The organism is Streptomyces sp. ADMS (genome assembly GCF_033441795.1).
GTDB lineage: Bacteria > Actinomycetota > Actinomycetes > Streptomycetales > Streptomycetaceae > Streptomyces.
This window is the reverse complement of record NZ_JAVFVX010000091.1, coordinates 13917-31477: the sequence shown is the minus strand read 5'-3', so window position 1 is coordinate 31477 and position 17561 is coordinate 13917. Positions and strand designations below refer to the sequence as shown.

Here is a 17561-nt window from a genome sequence, read left to right as displayed (position 1 = left end):
TCCAGTACGAGGGCTTCCGGCCGGCACGCCGAGAGCACCCACCGGACGCCGCTCCCTGACGGCCAAACGCTGCCTGCCGCGGCACTGGACCGCGTCACAGGGCAAGTTGAGTACGCGTACTCAGGCGCCGGTGCCTTCGCCGCCGCACGATCGAAGACATGTTGTGGTCCGACCCCGAGAACGAGCCGCCGAAGGAACTGCGCGACGCGCAGCAGATGCTTCGGCGGCTCGGGTTTCTCATGGCGCTGGCCATGCTGCTCGCGATGATCGTGATCGGGGTCCTGTAGGCCCGTACCCCGCCTATACCCTGGCCGCATGACCGATCAGCCGCGCCGCCGCCTCGTGCTCGCCTCCCAGTCACCCGCCCGGCTCAGTCTGCTCAGGCAGGCCGGACTCGACCCCGAGGTGATCGTCAGCGGGTTCGACGAGGACGCGGTGACCGCGCCGACCCCGGCCGAGCTGGCCCTCGCCCTCGCCGAGGCCAAGGCCTCCGTGGTGGCCGCGAAGCCCGAGGTGTACGGCGCGCTGGTGATCGGCTGCGACTCCGTGCTCGATCTGGACGGCGAGGCGTACGGCAAGCCCGCCGACGCCGAGGAGGCCACCGCCCGCTGGAAGTCGATGCGCGGCCGGGCGGGCACCCTGGAGACCGGGCACTGCGTCTACGACACGGAGGCGGGGCGCTTCGTCTCGGCCACCGCGTCCACCGTGGTCCGCTTCGGCGAGCCGTCGGACGAGGAGATCGCCGCGTACGTCGCCTCGGGCGAGCCCCTCCATGTCGCCGGGGCGTTCACGCTCGACGGCCGCTCGGCACCGTTCATCGACGGCATCGACGGCGGCCATGGCAACGTCATCGGCATCAGCCTCCCGCTGCTGCGCAAGCTGCTCGCCGAACTGGGCGTCGGCATCACCAAGTTGTGGACGCCCCGGGAGAAGTAGGAGCCGTCAGGGGGTGCTGGGGGCCGGCGGGGGCGTGAGTGCGGAACCGCCTCCGTCCATACCGCCCGTGCTGCCCGTACCGCCCGTGCCGTCCTCAGGGGCCTCGGCCGCGGCGGCGTGCTGCTGGTCGTACGTCATCAGCAGGAGCACCACCAGGGTCAGCCCCACGACCATGGTCAGGAACGCCGGCCAGCCCACCAGGCCCCACGCGAACGCCCCCAGCAGCGCGTGCACCACGGCGACGCTGATCAGCAGGATGCGGCCCAGGCCGGCCGGGGAGCGGTCGCGCAGGGCGACGAGCAGGGCCACCACGCCGCAGAGCGCGAAGTAGGCGCCGAAGACCACGCCGCCGATCTTCGAGGACACGGACATCATGTCCGGGTCGAGGCCGGCGAGGGACATCTTCTGGCGGTCGACGACGATCCCCAGGAACCAGTTCAGCGCCGCGATGCCGAACGCCTCCACGAAGAGGACGACAGCGACGATCCATGCCACTGGTCTACGGACCACCGGCCCCCACCCACTTTCGACTGCCGCTCGTTCTGTTGGTACTACCTTCGGTACATCGCGAACGCTACTAACGGGTAAACGCGCGGACAAGGGTTCGGCGGAGGTTGGGCACAGGTTCCTCGGCGGGCAAAGAATCATTGGTCCGTTCGTAGGGACTCCACAAAGAAACAGAGTGGGCCGCAGCACGCTCTCACAGAGACCTTGACCACATCGGAGGGCTAGGGTTTCCGGCAGAAGTCCTGCCTACCTGGGTGCGACAAGGGATTTCGCGGGTAGAGCTGGCCTCGTATCACGCTCTGTGTGGGCAAGCTCACCAGTGAGGACGGGTCGATGCGCCGTGTCGGCAGTCCCTAAACTCGGCTTGTTTCAAGGAGGGAGCCTCAATCGTGCGCAAGGTGCTCATCGCCAACCGTGGCGAAATCGCTGTCCGCGTTGCCCGGGCCTGCCGGGATGCCGGAATCGCGAGCGTTGCCGTGTACGCCGACCCGGACCGGGACGCGCTTCATGTGCGTGCCGCGGATGAGGCGTTCGCTCTGGGCGGTGACACCCCGGCGACCAGTTATCTCGACATCGCCAAGGTGCTGCAGGCCGCCAAGGACTCCGGGGCGGACGCGATCCATCCCGGATACGGCTTCCTCTCGGAGAACGCCGACTTCGCCCAGGCCGTTCTGGACGCCGGTCTGACCTGGATCGGCCCGCCCCCGCAGGCCATCCGCGACCTCGGCGACAAGGTCGCCGCCCGGCACATCGCCCAGCGTGCCGGCGCTCCGCTGGTCGCCGGCACGCCCGACCCGGTGACCGGCTCGGACGAGGTCGTCGCCTTCGCCCGGGAGCACGGCCTGCCGATCGCGATCAAGGCCGCCTTCGGCGGCGGCGGACGCGGTCTGAAGGTCGCCCGCACCCTCGAAGAGGTGCCGGAGCTGTACGACTCGGCGGTGCGTGAGGCCGTGGCCGCGTTCGGGCGCGGCGAGTGCTTCGTCGAGCGCTACCTCGACAAGCCCCGGCACGTGGAGACCCAGTGCCTGGCCGACTCCCACGGCAACGTGGTCGTCGTCTCCACGCGTGACTGCTCGCTCCAGCGGCGCCACCAGAAGCTGGTCGAGGAGGCCCCGGCGCCGTTCCTGTCCGAGGCTCAGGTGGCGGAGCTGTACGCGTCCTCCAAGGCGATCCTGAAGGAGGCCGGCTACGTCGGCGCGGGGACCGTGGAGTTCCTGGTCGGCATGGACGGCACGATCTCCTTCCTGGAGGTCAACACGCGTCTGCAGGTGGAGCACCCGGTCACCGAGGAGGTCGCCGGCATCGACCTCGTACGTGAGATGTTCCGTATCGCCGACGGCGAGGAACTCGGCTACGGCGACCCTCAGTTGCGCGGTCACTCCATCGAGTTCCGGATCAACGGCGAGGACCCGGGCCGCGGTTTCCTGCCCGCCCCCGGCACCGTCACCACCTTCGCGCCGCCGTCCGGCCCCGGTGTCCGGCTGGACGCGGGCGTCGAGTCCGGCAGCGTGATCGGCCCGGCGTGGGACTCGCTCCTCGCCAAGCTGATCGTCACCGGCGCCACCCGTGAGCAGGCTCTCCAGCGCGCCGCCCGCGCCCTGGACGAGTTCCAGGTCGAGGGCATGGCCACCGCCATCCCCTTCCACCGCGCGGTCGTCGCCGACCCCGCCTTCGCGCCCGAACTCACCGGCTCCGCCGATCCGTTCACGGTCCACACCCGGTGGATCGAGACCGAGTTCGCCAACGAGATCCCGGCCTTCGCCGCCCCGGCCGACACCGAGGCCGAGGACGAGACGGACCGGGAGACGATCGTCGTCGAGGTCGGCGGCAAGCGCCTGGAGGTCTCCCTCCCGTCCTCGCTGGGCATGTCCCTGGCCCGCACCGGTCTCGCCGCCGGCGCCAAGCCCAAGCGGCGCGCGGCCAAGAAGTCGGGCCCGGTGGCCTCCGGCGACACCCTCGCCTCCCCGATGCAGGGCACCATCGTCAAGGTGGCCGTCGAGGAGGGCCAGGAGGTCAAGGAGGGCGACCTGGTCGTCGTGCTCGAAGCCATGAAGATGGAACAGCCCCTCAACGCCCACAAGGCGGGCACCATCAAGGGCCTCGCCGCCGAGGTCGGCGCCTCCCTCACCTCCGGCGCACCGATCTGCGAGATCACGGACTGACCGGCCGTACGGCATTCCGGGGCGCCCGGCGGACCGAGCAGTCTGTCCGTCGGGCGCCGACGTCCCGCCCGGCGGACCATGCCGCAGACGCGGGGTGACGGTGGGATCAGCGGGCTCCGCGGCGGGCACCCCCTCCCCGACGGAGACCGCAGCCGCACTGTCATCGGTTGCCGACTCCCCGTCACCCCGCTCGCGTGCGCCGGTGAGGCGCCGTCGCTTCCCTGCGACCCGGCCCGCCGGGCGGACCCTCGTTCGTCTCCGCCCGATGGCATCCTGGGGGCAGACCGACGCGGTGCGGGGAGTCGGGCGAGAAGGCAAGGCAGGTGAGCGGGATGGTGGGCACGGCCTCACAGGACGCGGCGTCACGGGAGACGGCCTCACAGAACGCGACCTCACGGGACACTGCCTCACAGGACGCGGTGGAGGACCGGGACAGGGCCGCCGGACAGCCGCGCGCCATGCGTGCCGACGCCCGCCGCAACTACGAGCGACTGCTCGCGGAGGCGCGCTCCGCCTTCGCCGAGCACGGGACGGACGCCTCCCTGGAGGACGTGGCGCGGCGCGCGGGCGTCGGCATCGGCACCCTCTACCGGCACTTCCCCAACCGGCACGCCCTGATGAGCGCGGTCTTCGAGGACGCGGTGAGCGACCTGCTGGCCCGCTCCCGCGAACTGCTGACCGACCCGCAGCCGTGCGCCGCGCTGGTGACGTGGCTGCGTGAGATCGTCACGCACGCCGGCGAGTACCGCGGCCTGGCACGGGCGCTCATGTCGGTGTCGCACGACGCCGACTCGGCGCTCGCCAGGTGCAGCAACCCGATGCGGGAGGCGGGCGCGGCCCTGCTCGCCCGCGCCCAGCAGGCCGGCAGCCTCCGCACCGACGTCGCCATCGGTGACCTGCTCCAGCTCACCAACGCCATCGCCTTGGCGGCCGAGGAGACCCCGGACGACCCGGACCTGGCCGACCGCCTCCTGACCCTGACACTGCGGGGCCTGAAGGCCGTACCCGCGTAACCGGTTCGTACGACCAGGTCCGACACGACCCGGCCCGTACGGCGGTCAGCGGCGGCGGAGGTCCGCCACCCGGGCCCGTTCCCGCTCGCGCTCCCCGGGTCCGCCGGGCTGCTCGCCCAGCATCGTGCCGCGCAGGGGATGGCCCGCCGCGCCGCCGGGCAGCTGTCCCCGGCGCGGGTTGGGAAGCGGCACGTCCCGGCGCTGCCCGCGCGCCGGCGCCTGATCACCGCCCTGCGCACCGCTGCCCGAGGAGTTGCTTCCCGAGCCCGACGATCCGGCCACGGCGATCTGCACCCCCTGGTCGGCCAGGGCCTGGAGTTCCGTACCGGCGCGGTCGTCGTGGACGGGCGGTTCGTCGGTGACGAGGCGGGTGATCACGTCCGTGGGCACGGTCTGGAACATGGTGTCCGTACCGAGCTTGGTGTGATCGGCGAGCACGACGACCTCGGCGGCGGCCTGCACCAGCGCGCGGTCGACGGACGCCGACAGCATGTTGGAGGTGGACAGCCCGCGTTCGGCCGTGAGCCCGCTTCCGGAGAGGAAGGCCTTGGAGACCCGCAGCCCGTGCAGGGACTGCTCGGCACCGCTGCCGACCAGGGCGTAGTTGGAACCGCGCAGAGTGCCACCGGTCATCACGACCTCCACTCTGTTCGCGTGGGCCAACGCCTGGGCCACCAACAGGGAGTTGGTGACGACGGTCAGCCCGGGGACCCGCGCGAGCCGGCGTGCCAGCTCCTGCGTGGTGGTCCCCGCCCCGACCACGATGGCCTCGCCCTCTTCGACGAAGCTCGCGGCGAGGTCGGCGATGGCCGTCTTCTCGGCGGTCGCGAGATGGGATTTCTGCGGAAAGCCGGACTCTCGCGTGAACCCGCCCGGCAATACCGCACCGCCGTGCCGGCGGTCGAGGAGTCCTTCTGCCTCCAGTGCGCGCACGTCCCGCCGTACGGTCACTTCGGAGGTCTGGACGACGCGGGCGAGCTCACGGAGCGACACGGCTCCATTGGCTCGCACCATTTCGAGGATCAATTGACGACGTTCTGCAGCGAACACGAAACTGACAGTAACCCCAACGACCGTCTGCTTTCAGCAGTATGCGCCGAATAACAGAAGTTGTTCGCATGGGGGTACGGGAAGTGGTATACGGGCCTATCTCACCCGCCTATGCCGCACGAATGGGCCACAACTCCCCGTGACCAGCGGCAAGTCGCGCTCGCTGCCGGCTCCCTGCCGTCAGGCCTCGCCCGCCGCCTTGCGCGTGTGGAGCTGCCGGGCGACCTCGGCGATCGACCCCGAAAGTGAGGGGTAAACGGTGAACGCGTTCGCGATCTGCTCGACCGTCAGATTGTTGTCGACGGCGATCGAGATCGGGTGGATGAGTTCGGAGGCGCGCGGCGCCACGACGCACCCGCCCACGACGATCCCGGTGCCCGGCCGGCACATGAGCTTGACGAAACCGTCCCGGATGCCCTGCATCTTCGCGCGCGGATTGCGCAGCAGCGGCAGCTTGAGGACCACCGCGTCGATCTTGCCGGCGTCGACATCGGCCTGGGTGTAGCCGACGGTGGCGATCTCCGGGTCGGTGAAGACGTTGGAGGAGACGGTCTTCAGGTTCAGGGGGGCCACCGCGTCGCCGAGGAAGTGGTACATGGCGATACGGCCCTGCATGGCGGCGACGGACGCGAGGGCGAAGACGCCGGTCACGTCACCGGCGGCGTACACGCCCGGGGCGGTCGTCCGCGAGACCTTGTCGGTCCAGATGTGCCCCGAGTCGCGCAGCCTGACCCCGGCCTCCTCCAGCCCCATTCCGGCACTGTTGGGAATCGCGCCGACGGCCATCAGACAGTGCGAGCCGGTGATGACACGCCCGTCGGAGAGGGTGACCTCGACCCGGTCGCCGACGCGCTTGGCCGACTCGGCACGGGAGCGGGCCATGACGTTCATGCCACGGCGCCGGAAGACCTCTTCGAGGACGGCGGCGGCGTCGGGGTCCTCGCCGGGCAGCACGCGGTCGCGCGACGACACGAGGGTGACCTTGGACCCGAGTGCCTGGTAGGCGCCGGCGAACTCGGCACCGGTGACACCGGACCCGACCACGATGAGTTCCTCGGGCAGCTCGGTGAGGTCGTAGACCTGGGTCCAGTTGAGGATGCGCTCGCCGTCGGGCTGCGCGTCGGGCAGCTCGCGCGGGTGCCCGCCGGTGGCGATCAGCACGGCGTCGGCGACGAGCGTCTCCTCGCTCCCGTCCACGGCCCGTACGACGACCTTCCGGGAGCCGTCCACGCCCTGCATGCCGTCGAGCCGCCCGCGCCCCCGCAGAACGCGTGCGCCGGCCCGGGTGACCGAGGCGGTGATGTCGTGCGACTGGGCGAGGGCGAGCCGCTTCACCCGTCGGTTGACCTTGTCGAGGTCGACACCGACGACCCGGGCGGGCGTGTCGATGTGCGGGGTGTCGTCGGCGACGATGATCCCCAGTTCCTCGTACGACGAGTCGAAGGTGGTCATCACCTCTGCCGTGGCGATGAGGGTCTTCGACGGTACGCAGTCGGTGAGCACCGACGCCCCGCCCAGACCGTCGCAGTCGACGACGGTCACCTCCGCGCCGAGCTGCGCTGCCACCAGCGCAGCTTCGTAGCCGCCGGGTCCGCCACCGATGATCACGATCCGAGTCACGTACCCCATTGTCCCGCATGCCCCGAGGTGTCTGCGCCCCGGGGCCGCCGAGCGGGTCCGGGACGGGTACGAGGGGCACTGCCGACGGGTGCGGGGCAGGCACGAGCGGACGGGCGGACGGGTGCGGGAGAGGCCTGTGCTGCCGGAGTGACGATCGTGCCTGCTGCCGTACTCTCGATCCATGTCGCTCTACGCCGCCTACGCCGGCAATCTCGACGCCCGGCTCATGACGCGCCGCGCACCGCACTCGCCGCTGCGGGCCACCGGCTGGCTGACCGGCTGGCGGCTGACGTTCGGCGGCGAGCACATGGGCTGGGAGGGCGCCCTCCCGACGATCGTCGAGGCACCGCGCTCCCAGGTCTTCGTCGCCCTGTACGAGATCGCCCCGCTCGACGAGGACTCGCTGGACCGCTGGGAAGGCGTGGGCCTCGACATCTACCGCCGGATGCGGCTGCGCGTCGACACGCTGGAGGGCGAGGAGCCAGCGTGGGTGTACGTCCTCAACGGGTACGAGGGCGGCATGCCGTCGGCCCGGTACCTGGGCGAGATCGCCGACGCGGCGGAGTCCGCGGGGGCGCCGCACGACTATGTGATGGAACTGAGAAAACGCCCCTGTTGAGTGCCGTCGCCTCCCACTCCTCCTCTTTGGTTGGAAACGACAAGACAACGATCGCCATCCCGTGACCTCCGTCATCTACGCGCGTAGGCTCCGACCGGATACCCTCATGCGCGTGAACGCATCTCTTCTTCCGGACGACATCCAGGGCGACCCCTACTCCGCCGCCGACGCCGCCGCGGCGCGCCTGCGGGGGCTCACGGGCGCCGAGACCCACGACGTCGCCCTCGTGATGGGCTCCGGCTGGGCACCGGCCGTGGACGCCCTGGGCGCCCCCGAGGCCGAGTTCCAGGTCACCGAGCTCCCCGGCTTCCCGCCGCCTGCGGTCGAGGGCCACGGCGGCAAGATCCGCTCGTACCGGATCGGTGACAAGCGCGCGCTGGTCTTCCTGGGCCGCACGCACTACTACGAGGGCCGGGGCGTCGCGTCCGTGGCGCACGGTGTCCGTACCGCCGTGGCCGCCGGCTGCAAGACCATCGTCCTGACCAACGGCTGCGGCGGCCTGCGCGCCGACATGCGCCCCGGCCAGGCGGTCCTGATCAGCGACCACATCAACCTCACGGCGACGTCCCCGATCGTCGGCGCGAACTTCGTCGACCTGACGGACCTGTACTCGCCGCGGCTGCGCGCCCTGTGCAAGGAGATCGACCCCAGCCTTGAGGAGGGCGTGTACGCCCAGTTCACGGGCCCGCACTACGAGACGCCGGCGGAGATCCGGATGGCGCGGGTGATCGGCGCGGACCTGGTCGGGATGTCGACGGTGCTGGAGGCGATCGCGGCGCGGGAGGCGGGCGCCGAGATCCTGGGCATCTCGCTGGTGACGAACCTCGCGGCGGGGATGACGGGGGAGCCCCTGAACCACGAGGAGGTGCTCCAGGCGGGCCGCGACAGCGCGACGCGCATGGGATCGCTGCTGGCCCAGGTGCTGGGACGCCTGTGACCCGGGGCGAGGAGCGCGTTCCGTCCTGTTCCGCCCTCCGCACTCGGGGCTCCGCCCCCGAACCCCGTTCCTGAACGCCGGAGGGGCTGATGCGCAGCCCGTCCGGCGTCCGAGAACGAAGGCCCGCTCAGCGCGAGCTCCTCTCCCACCCACCCCGCTCCCACCGTTTCTCCAGCCCAGGCCCAGCCATCCCAGCCCGTCCGGCGTCTGAGGACGAGGCCCGTTCAGTGCCGTAGGGGGGCGCAGACCCCAGGAACGGGAAGGGACGGGTAGGGGCGGCGGGGCGAGAACAATGGGCCCGCACCCGACCACGCACCGCACCGCACCACCCCACAACGAGAGGCACCCGACGTGCACGACGACGAACTCATCGCACGGGCCAAGGCGTGGCTGGCCGAGGACCCCGACGCCGAAACCCGTGAGGAACTCGCCAAGCTCATCGACGCCCAGGACCTCCTCGAACTCACCACCCGCTTCACCGGCACCCTCCAGTTCGGCACCGCGGGCCTCCGCGGCGAACTCGGCGCCGGCCCCATGCGCATGAACCGCTCAGTCGTCATCCGCGCCGCCGCCGGCCTCGCCGCGTACCTCAAGGCCAAGGGCGAGACCGACGGCCTCGTCGTCATCGGCTACGACGCCCGCCACAAGTCCGCGGACTTCGCCCAGGACACCGCGGCCGTGATGACCGGCGCCGGCCTCAGGGCAGCCGTCCTCCCCCGCCCCCTCCCCACCCCCGTACTGGCGTTCGCCATAAGGCACCTCGGTGCCGTCGCGGGCGTGGAGGTCACCGCCAGCCACAACCCGCCCCGCGACAACGGCTACAAGGTGTACCTGGGCGACGGTTCACAGATCGTCCCGCCTGCGGACGCGGAGATCGCCGCCGAGATCGCCGCCGTACACGCCCTCGCCGACGTGCCCCGTCCCGCCGCCGGCTGGGAGACCCTCGACGACTCCGTCCTGAACGCCTATCTGGCCCGTACGGACGCCGTCCTCGCCCCCGGCTCCCCCCGTACCGCCCGCACGGTCTACACCGCTATGCACGGCGTCGGCCGGGAGACCCTCCTCGCGGCGTTCGCCCGGGCCGGTTTCCCCGCGCCCGAGCTGGTCGCCGAACAGGCCGACCCCGACCCGGAGTTCCCGACCGTCGCCTTCCCCAATCCGGAAGAGCCCGGCGCGATGGACCTGGCCTTCGCGAAGGCCCGCGAGACGAACCCGGACCTGATCATCGCGAACGACCCGGACGCGGACCGCTGCGCGGCGGCCGTACCGACGGCCGGCGGCTGGCGCATGCTGCGCGGCGACGAGGTGGGCGCCCTTCTCGCCACCCACCTGGTCCGGCGCGGAGTGCGTGGCACGTTCGCCGAGTCGATCGTCTCCTCGTCCCTTCTCGGCCGGATCGCCGAGAAGGCGGGTCTGCCGTACGAGGAGACCCTCACCGGCTTCAAGTGGATCGCCCGCGTCGAGGGCCTGCGATACGGCTACGAGGAGGCTCTCGGCTACTGCGTGGACCCGGAGGGCGTACGCGACAAGGACGGCATCACGGCCGCGCTGCTGATCACGGAGCTGGCCTCCGGGCTGAAGTCCGAGGGCCGTACGCTCCTCGACCTGCTCGACGACATCGCGGTCGAGCACGGTCTGCACGCGACGGACCAGCTCTCGGTCCGCGTCGAGGACCTGTCGGTCATCGCGAACGCCATGCGCCGTCTGCGAGAGCGGCCCCCGACCCACCTCGCCGGCCTGCCGATCACGAAGGCCGAGGACCTCACCAAGGGCACGGAGACGCTCCCGCCCACGGACGGTCTGCGCTACACCCTGGACGGCGCCCGCGTCATCGTCCGCCCCAGCGGTACGGAGCCGAAACTGAAGTGCTACCTGGAGGTCGTCGTCCCGGTGTCCACGCACGCGGATCTCGCCGCGGCCCGCGCGAGGGCGACGGACCTGCTGGAGACGATCAAGCGGGATTTGTCCGCGGCGGCGGGCATCTGAGGCCCGCCGCAGGGAAACCGCTCGTCCCCGTTGGGGTGCCCCCGGCCGGAGGCACCCCAACGGGTGACTTGCGCACGCCGGCCGACGCACGGCCGCCGCACGCTCCCCCACTCGCGCCGCCCGCCGGGGAACGGTGACCGGGTACCGCCCAGTCGCCCAGCACCTGGAGCCGCCCCGTGTCCTCGACGGTCACCCGGCCGGCCCCCACGCTTCCCCGTCCCGGGCGCCCCCACACTCCCCGTCCCGGGCGACCCCCACGCTTCCCCGTCCCGGCAGGCCCCCACCCTTCCCCGCCCCGGGCGACCCCCACGCTTCCCCGCCCCGTGTCCCCCACGCTTCCCCGCCCCGGGCGCCTCCACACTCCCCGTCCCGGGCGACCCCCACGCTTCCCCGTCCCGGCCTTCCCGCTCCTGCTGCCCCTCGCGGTCCATCTCGCCCGCGCGTCCCGCCCTTCCGTACGATCGCGCTCGTGACGGCGGTGGCGCTCGTGACGGCGATGGCGCTGTCGGTGTACTGCGGCGCGTACATGACGCTGGTCCGGCCGAGCGCGCCCTGAGACCTGTCCGGCGGATCATGCCGCGGACGCGGAGCCCGGTGTGCGCCAGTCGTCACCGGCCGGCACGCCCATCGCCCCTCGCCATCGCCCCGCTCACGTGCCCTGACGAGGCGGCGCGGCCTTCCTCGGACCTGATTCGCCGGCCAGGCCCCGCCGACCCGGGACCCCCGCTCTCAGCGCGACGCCACCAACGCCACCACCCACACGCCCGCCAGGACCACGGCCACCGGCCAGACCGGCCGCCCGCGCTCGGCCGCGCCGCTCTCCCCGGTCGGACGCAGCCCGGTGTCGAGGCGCATGGCTGTCAGTTCGGCGGCCAGAGCGTCGTACGGGTGGGTCAGCCCCCGGCGTCGCTGCAGCCAGCCCCAGCGGGGTGCGGAGACCGCCCAGTCACCGTCCTGCCAGTCGATCTTCAGCTCCAGGGACCGGCGCCGGACGAAACGGAGGTCGTCCCAGGGCACATGCCGGGGCCCGCGCAGCCCGGTGACCCAGACGCCGGACCGGTCGGCGGTGATACGCCAGGCGAGCTTCATGGGGACGCGGACGGCCCCGTACAGCCCGAGCACGGCGATGAGGGTCAGCTTCCACGCCGAGATCCCGGACTCGCCGATCGAACCCCAGCCCAGCCAGACGCCCCACTGCACGAGAAACGCTGTGGCCAGCCAGTCCAGCCACCCCGCCCGCCACCGCCGTACCTTGCCGACGGCCACCTGCTGCTCGGCCAACTCCCGCCCATGAAGCTCCAGTTGGAGGCTGTCCGCCGCCTGTTCGCGGTGCCGGGCGACACGCCGTCGACCGGCGTCCGGCGACAGCGGCCTGACCGGCCCCTCCGACCACTCGGTCAGCGGCGGCTGCTCGGGGTCCTCGTCGGCGCTGACGACGAGGACCTCGGCACCGTCGAAGGGAGCACCGTAGAGAACGGCTTCCCGGACCGGCCCGAGGGTGTCGTCGTCGAGGCCGAGGAGCACCCGGCGAAGCTCGTCGCCCTCGCCCGGACCACCTTCTTCTTCGTCATCGTCGTCATCGTCGTCGTCCTCGTCGTCCTCGTCGAAGGAGGTGAGGTCGACGGTGAACAGGGGCCGCTCGGCGGTGGGATCGTCGGCGGCGTACACCTCCGTACCGCCCTGTGCGTCGTCCCGTACGAGCACGCGCAGCACCGGCACCGGAGCGCCGCGCAGAGCGCCCGCCCGCTGTCGGCCGAGCCATGCCGAGGCCAGCGCGGTCACCCCGAGGCCGGCCAGGAAGACGGTGACGACCCAGGCGCCCTGCTGGTCCTGGGCAGAGCCCCAGAGACCTGCCGTGCCCCCGGTCAGCGCGCCGAGTCCGAGGACGACGAACCCCAGCGCGAACAGCACCCGCCCACGACGTACGGGAGCCTCGGCGCCCGGCACGGGCACGGCGACGCCCCCGGCGGCCTCCACCGCCCGCTCCAGCTGCTCGGTGCGCGCCCGCAGCCGTACGGCGACGACGCCCCACGAGACCAGCACGACCACCACTCCGAAGCCGGTCAGCGCCCACGACTTCGAGGACGCCTCCACGGCGAGGGCGAGCAGCAGCAGGGGGGCGCCGACCCAGACGAGCTCGGGCCGGGCGAGCACCCACAGCACGTACACGGCGAATCCGGCCGCGACGAACGGCCACAGGCCGCCGGCCATCGCGACCAGGGCGCCCACGCACAGCACCAGGGTGGCAAGGCCGGCCGCGACCGACCGGCGCACCCGCAGAAAGGTCCAGCGCGGCGGCAGCGCGGCCGACCAGTGCGCCGCGCGGGAAGAGGTCCAGTCCTGGCAACCGTCGGGTATGGCGGCGGAGGGCAGCCGCAACGACTCGTCGGGGAGGGCCACGCGGCTCAGCCGACCGCGAGCAGAATCGCCAGCAGAACGGCACCCGCGACAGCGGGCGCCATGATCTCGTACGCCCACTTCACGGTCACCTCGCCCTGTGAGGTGGCCGCCTTCTCCCGCGCCTCCCACAGCTGGCCCAGGTCGTCCATGACCTGGTCGGTCTGGGCCCGGGTAGGACCGGGCGGCATTAGGGACATCCGCCCGCCGCCGCCACCGGCCTCGCGGGCCTCGCGCATCTTGGCCCGGTTGGCGCGCTTGCGGGCGCGCAGGGACACCGGCACGGCGTAGAGCTGGTACCTGTCGCCCGACTCGACGACGACCTCGTTCGAGAAGCTCGACCGGAACCCGGCGACGGCCCCCCAGGGCACCACGACGACGCGGAACGGGTTGCGGACGCGCAGCCGGTGGTCGTTGGCGAAGACGCCGGGCCGCAGCGTGAAGGCGATCACCAGCGGTACGGCGAAGAGCAGCGTGGCGAGCGCCAGCCACGGCGTCCGCCCGTGTCCGACGATCAGCGCGTCACCGCCGAGCCAGCCCGCGAGCCCGAGCAGCAGCACGCCCGCCACGATCGAGGAGGGTGACCGGTAGGCCCGGTCGGGAGACTCGGGTGTCGTAGGGCCCTGCGCGGGCGACGGGTGGTCCGGGGTCGTCATGCCCCCGATTCTGCCCGACGCCCCGGACAACGTTCGCCGCCGGTGCCGGCGCTCCAGCCCGTCCCACGACCGAGGGACGAGACCGCTCCGGCGCTCCAGCCCGCCCCACGACCGACCGACAAGACCGCTTCCGCCACCCCAGCCCGTCCGGCGATTGAGGACGAGGCCGTTCAGGCCGATGGGGGTCTGGGGCGCAGCCCCAGCGGGGTCGAAGGGGTGGAGCCCCTGGGGATGGGACGGGCAGGGGCGGCGGGGGCGAACCCCTCCCACGGCCACTCCCGGTTGTTTCTCCGGGGCTGTACAGCCGCTACGCGCGTAGATATGCTCCGCTTGTGACCATGCCCACCACTGCATCAACCGCACTCCCGCTCAAGGACGTGACCGCGTCCGACAGCACGCTGCGCCGCTTCCTCCACGGGCTGCCCGGCGTCGACGCGGTCGGCCTGGAGGCGCGCGCCGCCTCCCTCGGCACGCGTTCCATCAAGACGACCGCGAAGGCGTACGCCATCGACCTCGCCATCTCGATGGTCGACCTGACGACGCTGGAAGGCGCGGACACCCCCGGCAAGGTCCGGTCGCTCGGCGCCAAGGCGGTCCGCCCCGACCCGACCGACCGCACGGCCCCCGCCACGGCCGCGGTCTGCGTCTACCCCGACATGGTGGCCGTCGCGAAGGAAGCCGTCGCCGGGTCCACCGTCAAGGTCGCCTCCGTCGCCACCGCCTTCCCCGCCGGCCGCGCCGCTGTCGGCGTGAAGCTGGCCGACGTGCGTGACGCCGTCGACGCCGGTGCCGACGAGATCGACATGGTCATCGACCGCGGCGCGTTCCTCGCGGGCCACTACCTGAAGGTGTACGAGGAGATCGTCGCCGTGAAGGAGATCTGCGGGACGTCCGCCCGGCTCAAGGTCATCTTCGAGACCGGCGAGCTGTCGACGTACGACAACATCCGGCGCGCGAGCTGGCTCGGCATGATCGCCGGGGCCGACTTCATCAAGACGTCCACCGGCAAGGTCGCCGTCAACGCGACGCCCGCGAACACCCTCCTGATGCTGGAGGCCGTACGCGACTTCCGCGCGCAGACCGGCGTCCAGGTGGGCGTGAAGCCGGCCGGTGGCATCCGTACCACCAAGGACGCCGTGAAGTTCCTGGTCGTGGTCAACGAGACCGTGGGCGAGGACTGGCTCGACAACCACTGGTTCCGCTTCGGCGCCTCCTCGCTGCTGAACGACCTGCTGATGCAGCGCCAGAAGCTGGCCACCGGCCGCTACTCCGGCCCCGACTACGTGACGGTGGACTGATCACCATGGCATCCGTTTTTGAGTACGCCCCGGCGCCCGAGTCCCGCGCCGTCGTCGACATCGCCCCCTCCTACGGCCTGTTCATCGACGGCGAGTTCGTGGAAGCCGCCGAGGGCAGGGTCTTCAAGACGGTCTCCCCCTCCACCGAGGAGGTCCTCTCCGAGGTCGCCCAGGCGGGCGAGGCCGACGTCGAGCGTGCGGTGAAGGCCGCCCGCAAGGCCTTCGAGAAGTGGTCGGCGCTGCCCGGCGCCGAGCGCGCGAAGTACCTGTTCCGTATCGCCCGGATCATCCAGGAGCGCTCCCGCGAGCTGGCCGTCCTGGAAACCCTCGACAACGGCAAGCCCATCAAGGAGACGCGCGACGCGGACCTCCCCCTGGTGGCGGCCCACTTCTTCTACTACGCGGGCTGGGCCGACAAACTCGACCACGCCGGCTTCGGTGCGAACCCGAAACCGCTGGGCGTCGCGGGCCAGGTCATCCCCTGGAACTTCCCGCTCCTGATGCTGGCCTGGAAGATCGCCCCGGCCCTGGCGACCGGCAACACGGTGGTCCTGAAGCCCGCCGAGACGACCCCCCTCTCCGCCCTCTTCTTCGCGGACATCTGCCGCCAGGCGGGCCTGCCCAAGGGTGTCGTCAACATCCTTCCCGGGTACGGCGACACGGGCGCCGCGCTCGTCGCGCACCCGGACGTCAACAAGGTCGCGTTCACCGGATCGACGGCCGTCGGCAAGGAGATCGCGCGCACCGTCGCCGGCACCCGAAAGAAGCTCACCCTCGAACTGGGCGGCAAGGGTGCCAACATCGTCTTCGACGACGCCCCCATCGACCAGGCCGTCGAGGGCATCGTCACCGGCATCTTCTTCAACCAGGGCCAGGTCTGCTGCGCGGGCTCCCGGCTCCTCGTACAGGAGTCGGTCCAGGACGAGTTGCTCGACTCCCTCAAGCGCCGTCTGTCCACCCTCCGCCTCGGCGACCCGCTGGACAAGAACACGGACATCGGCGCGATCAACTCCGCCGAGCAGCTCTCGCGCATCACCTCGCTCGTCGAGGCGGGCGAGGCGGAGGGCGCCGAGCGCTGGTCCCCTGCCTGCGAACTCCCGTCCTCCGGCTACTGGTTCGCCCCGACGCTCTTCACGAACGTCACCCAGGCGCACACCATCGCCCGCGACGAGATCTTCGGCCCGGTGCTCTCGGTCCTCACCTTCCGTACGCCGGACGAGGCCGTCGCCAAGGCCAACAACACCCAGTACGGCCTGTCGGCGGGCATCTGGACGGAGAAGGGTTCGCGGATCCTCGCCGTGGCCAACAAGCTTCGTGCGGGCGTCGTCTGGTCCAACACGTTCAACAAGTTCGACCCCACCTCGCCCTTCGGCGGCTACAAGGAGTCGGGCTTCGGCCGCGAGGGCGGTCGCCACGGCCTGGAGGCGTACCTCGATGTCTGACGCACGACCCGACACACGACCGGACGCACGTCTGTCCGTCTTCAAGACCTACAAGCTGTACGTGGGCGGGAAGTTCCCGCGTTCCGAGAGCGGCCGGGTGTACGAGGTGAGCGACGCAAAGGGCAACTGGCTGGCGAACGCGCCCCTCTCCTCCCGCAAGGACGCCCGTGACGCGGTCGTCGCCGCGCGCAAGGCGTTCGGCGGCTGGGCCGGGGCCACGGCGTACAACCGCGGTCAGGTCCTCTACCGCGTCGCCGAGATGCTGGAGGGCCGCAGGGAGCAGTTCGTCCGGGAGGTCGCGGAGGCGGAGGGCCTGTCGAAGCCGAAGGCCACAGCCCAGGTGGACGCGGCGATCGACCGCTGGGTCTGGTACGCGGGCTGGACCGACAAGATCGCCCAGGTCGTCGGCGGCGGAAACCCGGTGGCGGGGCCGTACTTCAACCTCTCCTCCCCCGAGCCGACCGGTGTGGTGGTCGTCCTCGCCCCCCAGGAGTCGTCGTTCCTGGGCCTGGTGTCGGTGCTCGCACCGGTGATCGCCACCGGCAACACGGCGATCGTGATCGCCAGTGAGAAGTCACCGCTTCCCGCGCTCTCCCTCGGCGAGGTGCTGGCCACCTCGGACGTACCGGGCGGAGTCGTCAACATCCTCTCCGGCCGTACGGCGGAGATCACCCCGTCGCTGGCCGCGCACCAGGACGTCAACGCGATCGACCTGGCGGGCGCGGACGAGGTCCTCGCGAAGGAGCTGGAGATCGCGGCGGCCGACAACCTCAAGCGTGTTCTCCGTCCACGGACTGTGGACAACGCGCAGTGGTCCGCCACCCCGGGCACCGAACGCATGACCGCCTTCCTGGAGACGAAGACGGTCTGGCACCCGACGGGTGCACTGGGCGCGTCGGGTTCCTCGTACTGAGCCCCTGAAGCCGGAGGGCCGCGCC

General features: G+C 71.6%; 15 protein-coding genes. 10 read left to right on the top strand and 5 right to left on the bottom strand.

What is annotated here, in order from left to right; genetic code table 11:
* Window positions 1-158: 158 nt before the first annotated feature.
* Complete coding sequence (gene mmpB, locus RB628_RS30215; protein ID WP_318323726.1) at window positions 159-287, top strand: morphogenic membrane protein MmpB; 129 nt, start codon at window positions 159-161, stop codon at window positions 285-287.
* Window positions 288-315: 28 nt separating this feature from the next.
* Entirely contained in the window at window positions 316-936 is a 621-nt protein-coding gene (locus tag RB628_RS30210; protein WP_318323725.1) for a nucleoside triphosphate pyrophosphatase, read from the top strand.
* A gap of 6 nt (window positions 937-942) precedes the next feature.
* Here RB628_RS30210 and RB628_RS30205 read toward each other — a convergent pair whose 3' ends face one another.
* Window positions 943-1431 carry a hypothetical protein gene (locus RB628_RS30205; protein ID WP_318323723.1) on the bottom strand — a complete coding sequence of 163 codons (489 nt, stop codon included), beginning with the start codon at window positions 1429-1431 and terminating at the stop codon, window positions 943-945.
* A 401-nt stretch (window positions 1432-1832) separates the two neighbouring features.
* Here RB628_RS30205 and RB628_RS30200 point away from each other — a divergent pair, with 401 nt between their 5' ends.
* The gene (locus tag RB628_RS30200; RefSeq protein WP_318323720.1) at window positions 1833-3605 is read left to right on the top strand and encodes an acetyl/propionyl/methylcrotonyl-CoA carboxylase subunit alpha; all 1773 of its coding nucleotides are present in this window, start codon (window positions 1833-1835) and stop codon (window positions 3603-3605) included.
* Between the two features lie 458 nt (window positions 3606-4063).
* Window positions 4064-4618, top strand: a complete 555-nt coding sequence (locus tag RB628_RS30195) for a helix-turn-helix domain-containing protein (protein WP_318323728.1) — start codon at window positions 4064-4066, stop codon at window positions 4616-4618.
* Window positions 4619-4663: 45 nt separating this feature from the next.
* Here RB628_RS30195 and RB628_RS30190 read toward each other — a convergent pair whose 3' ends face one another.
* A complete protein-coding gene (locus RB628_RS30190) occupies window positions 4664-5668 on the bottom strand; it encodes a DeoR/GlpR family DNA-binding transcription regulator (protein ID WP_318323718.1) in 1005 nt (334 codons plus the stop codon).
* A 180-nt stretch (window positions 5669-5848) separates the two neighbouring features.
* Window positions 5849-7297, bottom strand: coding sequence for an NAD(P)H-quinone dehydrogenase (locus RB628_RS30185; protein ID WP_318323716.1), 1449 nt, complete (start codon window positions 7295-7297; stop codon window positions 5849-5851).
* Window positions 7298-7469: 172 nt separating this feature from the next.
* On the opposite strand from RB628_RS30185, the gene RB628_RS30180 reads away from it, so the two are divergent.
* The 3 genes from RB628_RS30180 (at window position 7470) to RB628_RS30170 (ending at window position 10830) form a co-directional block, all read left to right on the top strand.
* On the top strand, window positions 7470-7907 hold the full coding sequence (locus tag RB628_RS30180; protein WP_318323715.1) for a gamma-glutamylcyclotransferase: 438 nt from the start codon (window positions 7470-7472) through the stop codon (window positions 7905-7907).
* Window positions 7908-8019: 112 nt separating this feature from the next.
* The gene (locus tag RB628_RS30175) at window positions 8020-8844 is read left to right on the top strand and encodes a purine-nucleoside phosphorylase (protein WP_318323714.1); all 825 of its coding nucleotides are present in this window, start codon (window positions 8020-8022) and stop codon (window positions 8842-8844) included.
* A gap of 351 nt (window positions 8845-9195) precedes the next feature.
* The gene (locus tag RB628_RS30170) at window positions 9196-10830 is read left to right on the top strand and encodes a phospho-sugar mutase (RefSeq protein ID WP_318323712.1); all 1635 of its coding nucleotides are present in this window, start codon (window positions 9196-9198) and stop codon (window positions 10828-10830) included.
* Window positions 10831-11559: 729 nt separating this feature from the next.
* Here RB628_RS30170 and RB628_RS30165 read toward each other — a convergent pair.
* Both RB628_RS30165 and RB628_RS30160 read right to left on the bottom strand, forming a co-directional pair.
* Window positions 11560-13230 (bottom strand): hypothetical protein, encoded by a 1671-nt coding sequence (locus tag RB628_RS30165; RefSeq protein ID WP_318323710.1) that lies wholly within the window; start codon window positions 13228-13230, stop codon window positions 11560-11562.
* A gap of 5 nt (window positions 13231-13235) precedes the next feature.
* Complete coding sequence (locus RB628_RS30160) at window positions 13236-13883, bottom strand: PH domain-containing protein (RefSeq protein WP_318323709.1); 648 nt, start codon at window positions 13881-13883, stop codon at window positions 13236-13238.
* 338 nt (window positions 13884-14221) lie between these two features.
* Between RB628_RS30160 and deoC the strand changes: the two genes are divergently transcribed.
* The 3 genes from deoC to RB628_RS30145 are packed head-to-tail and all read left to right on the top strand — an operon-like array spanning window position 14222 to window position 17536.
* The gene (gene deoC, locus RB628_RS30155; protein WP_318323708.1) at window positions 14222-15181 is read left to right on the top strand and encodes a deoxyribose-phosphate aldolase; all 960 of its coding nucleotides are present in this window, start codon (window positions 14222-14224) and stop codon (window positions 15179-15181) included.
* 5 nt (window positions 15182-15186) lie between these two features.
* On the top strand, window positions 15187-16623 hold the full coding sequence (locus RB628_RS30150; RefSeq protein WP_318323707.1) for an aldehyde dehydrogenase family protein: 1437 nt from the start codon (window positions 15187-15189) through the stop codon (window positions 16621-16623).
* On the top strand, window positions 16616-17536 hold the full coding sequence (locus tag RB628_RS30145) for an aldehyde dehydrogenase family protein (RefSeq protein WP_318323706.1): 921 nt from the start codon (window positions 16616-16618) through the stop codon (window positions 17534-17536). The genes RB628_RS30150 and RB628_RS30145 overlap by 8 nt, the downstream gene beginning before the upstream one ends.
* Window positions 17537-17561 lie beyond the last annotated feature (25 nt).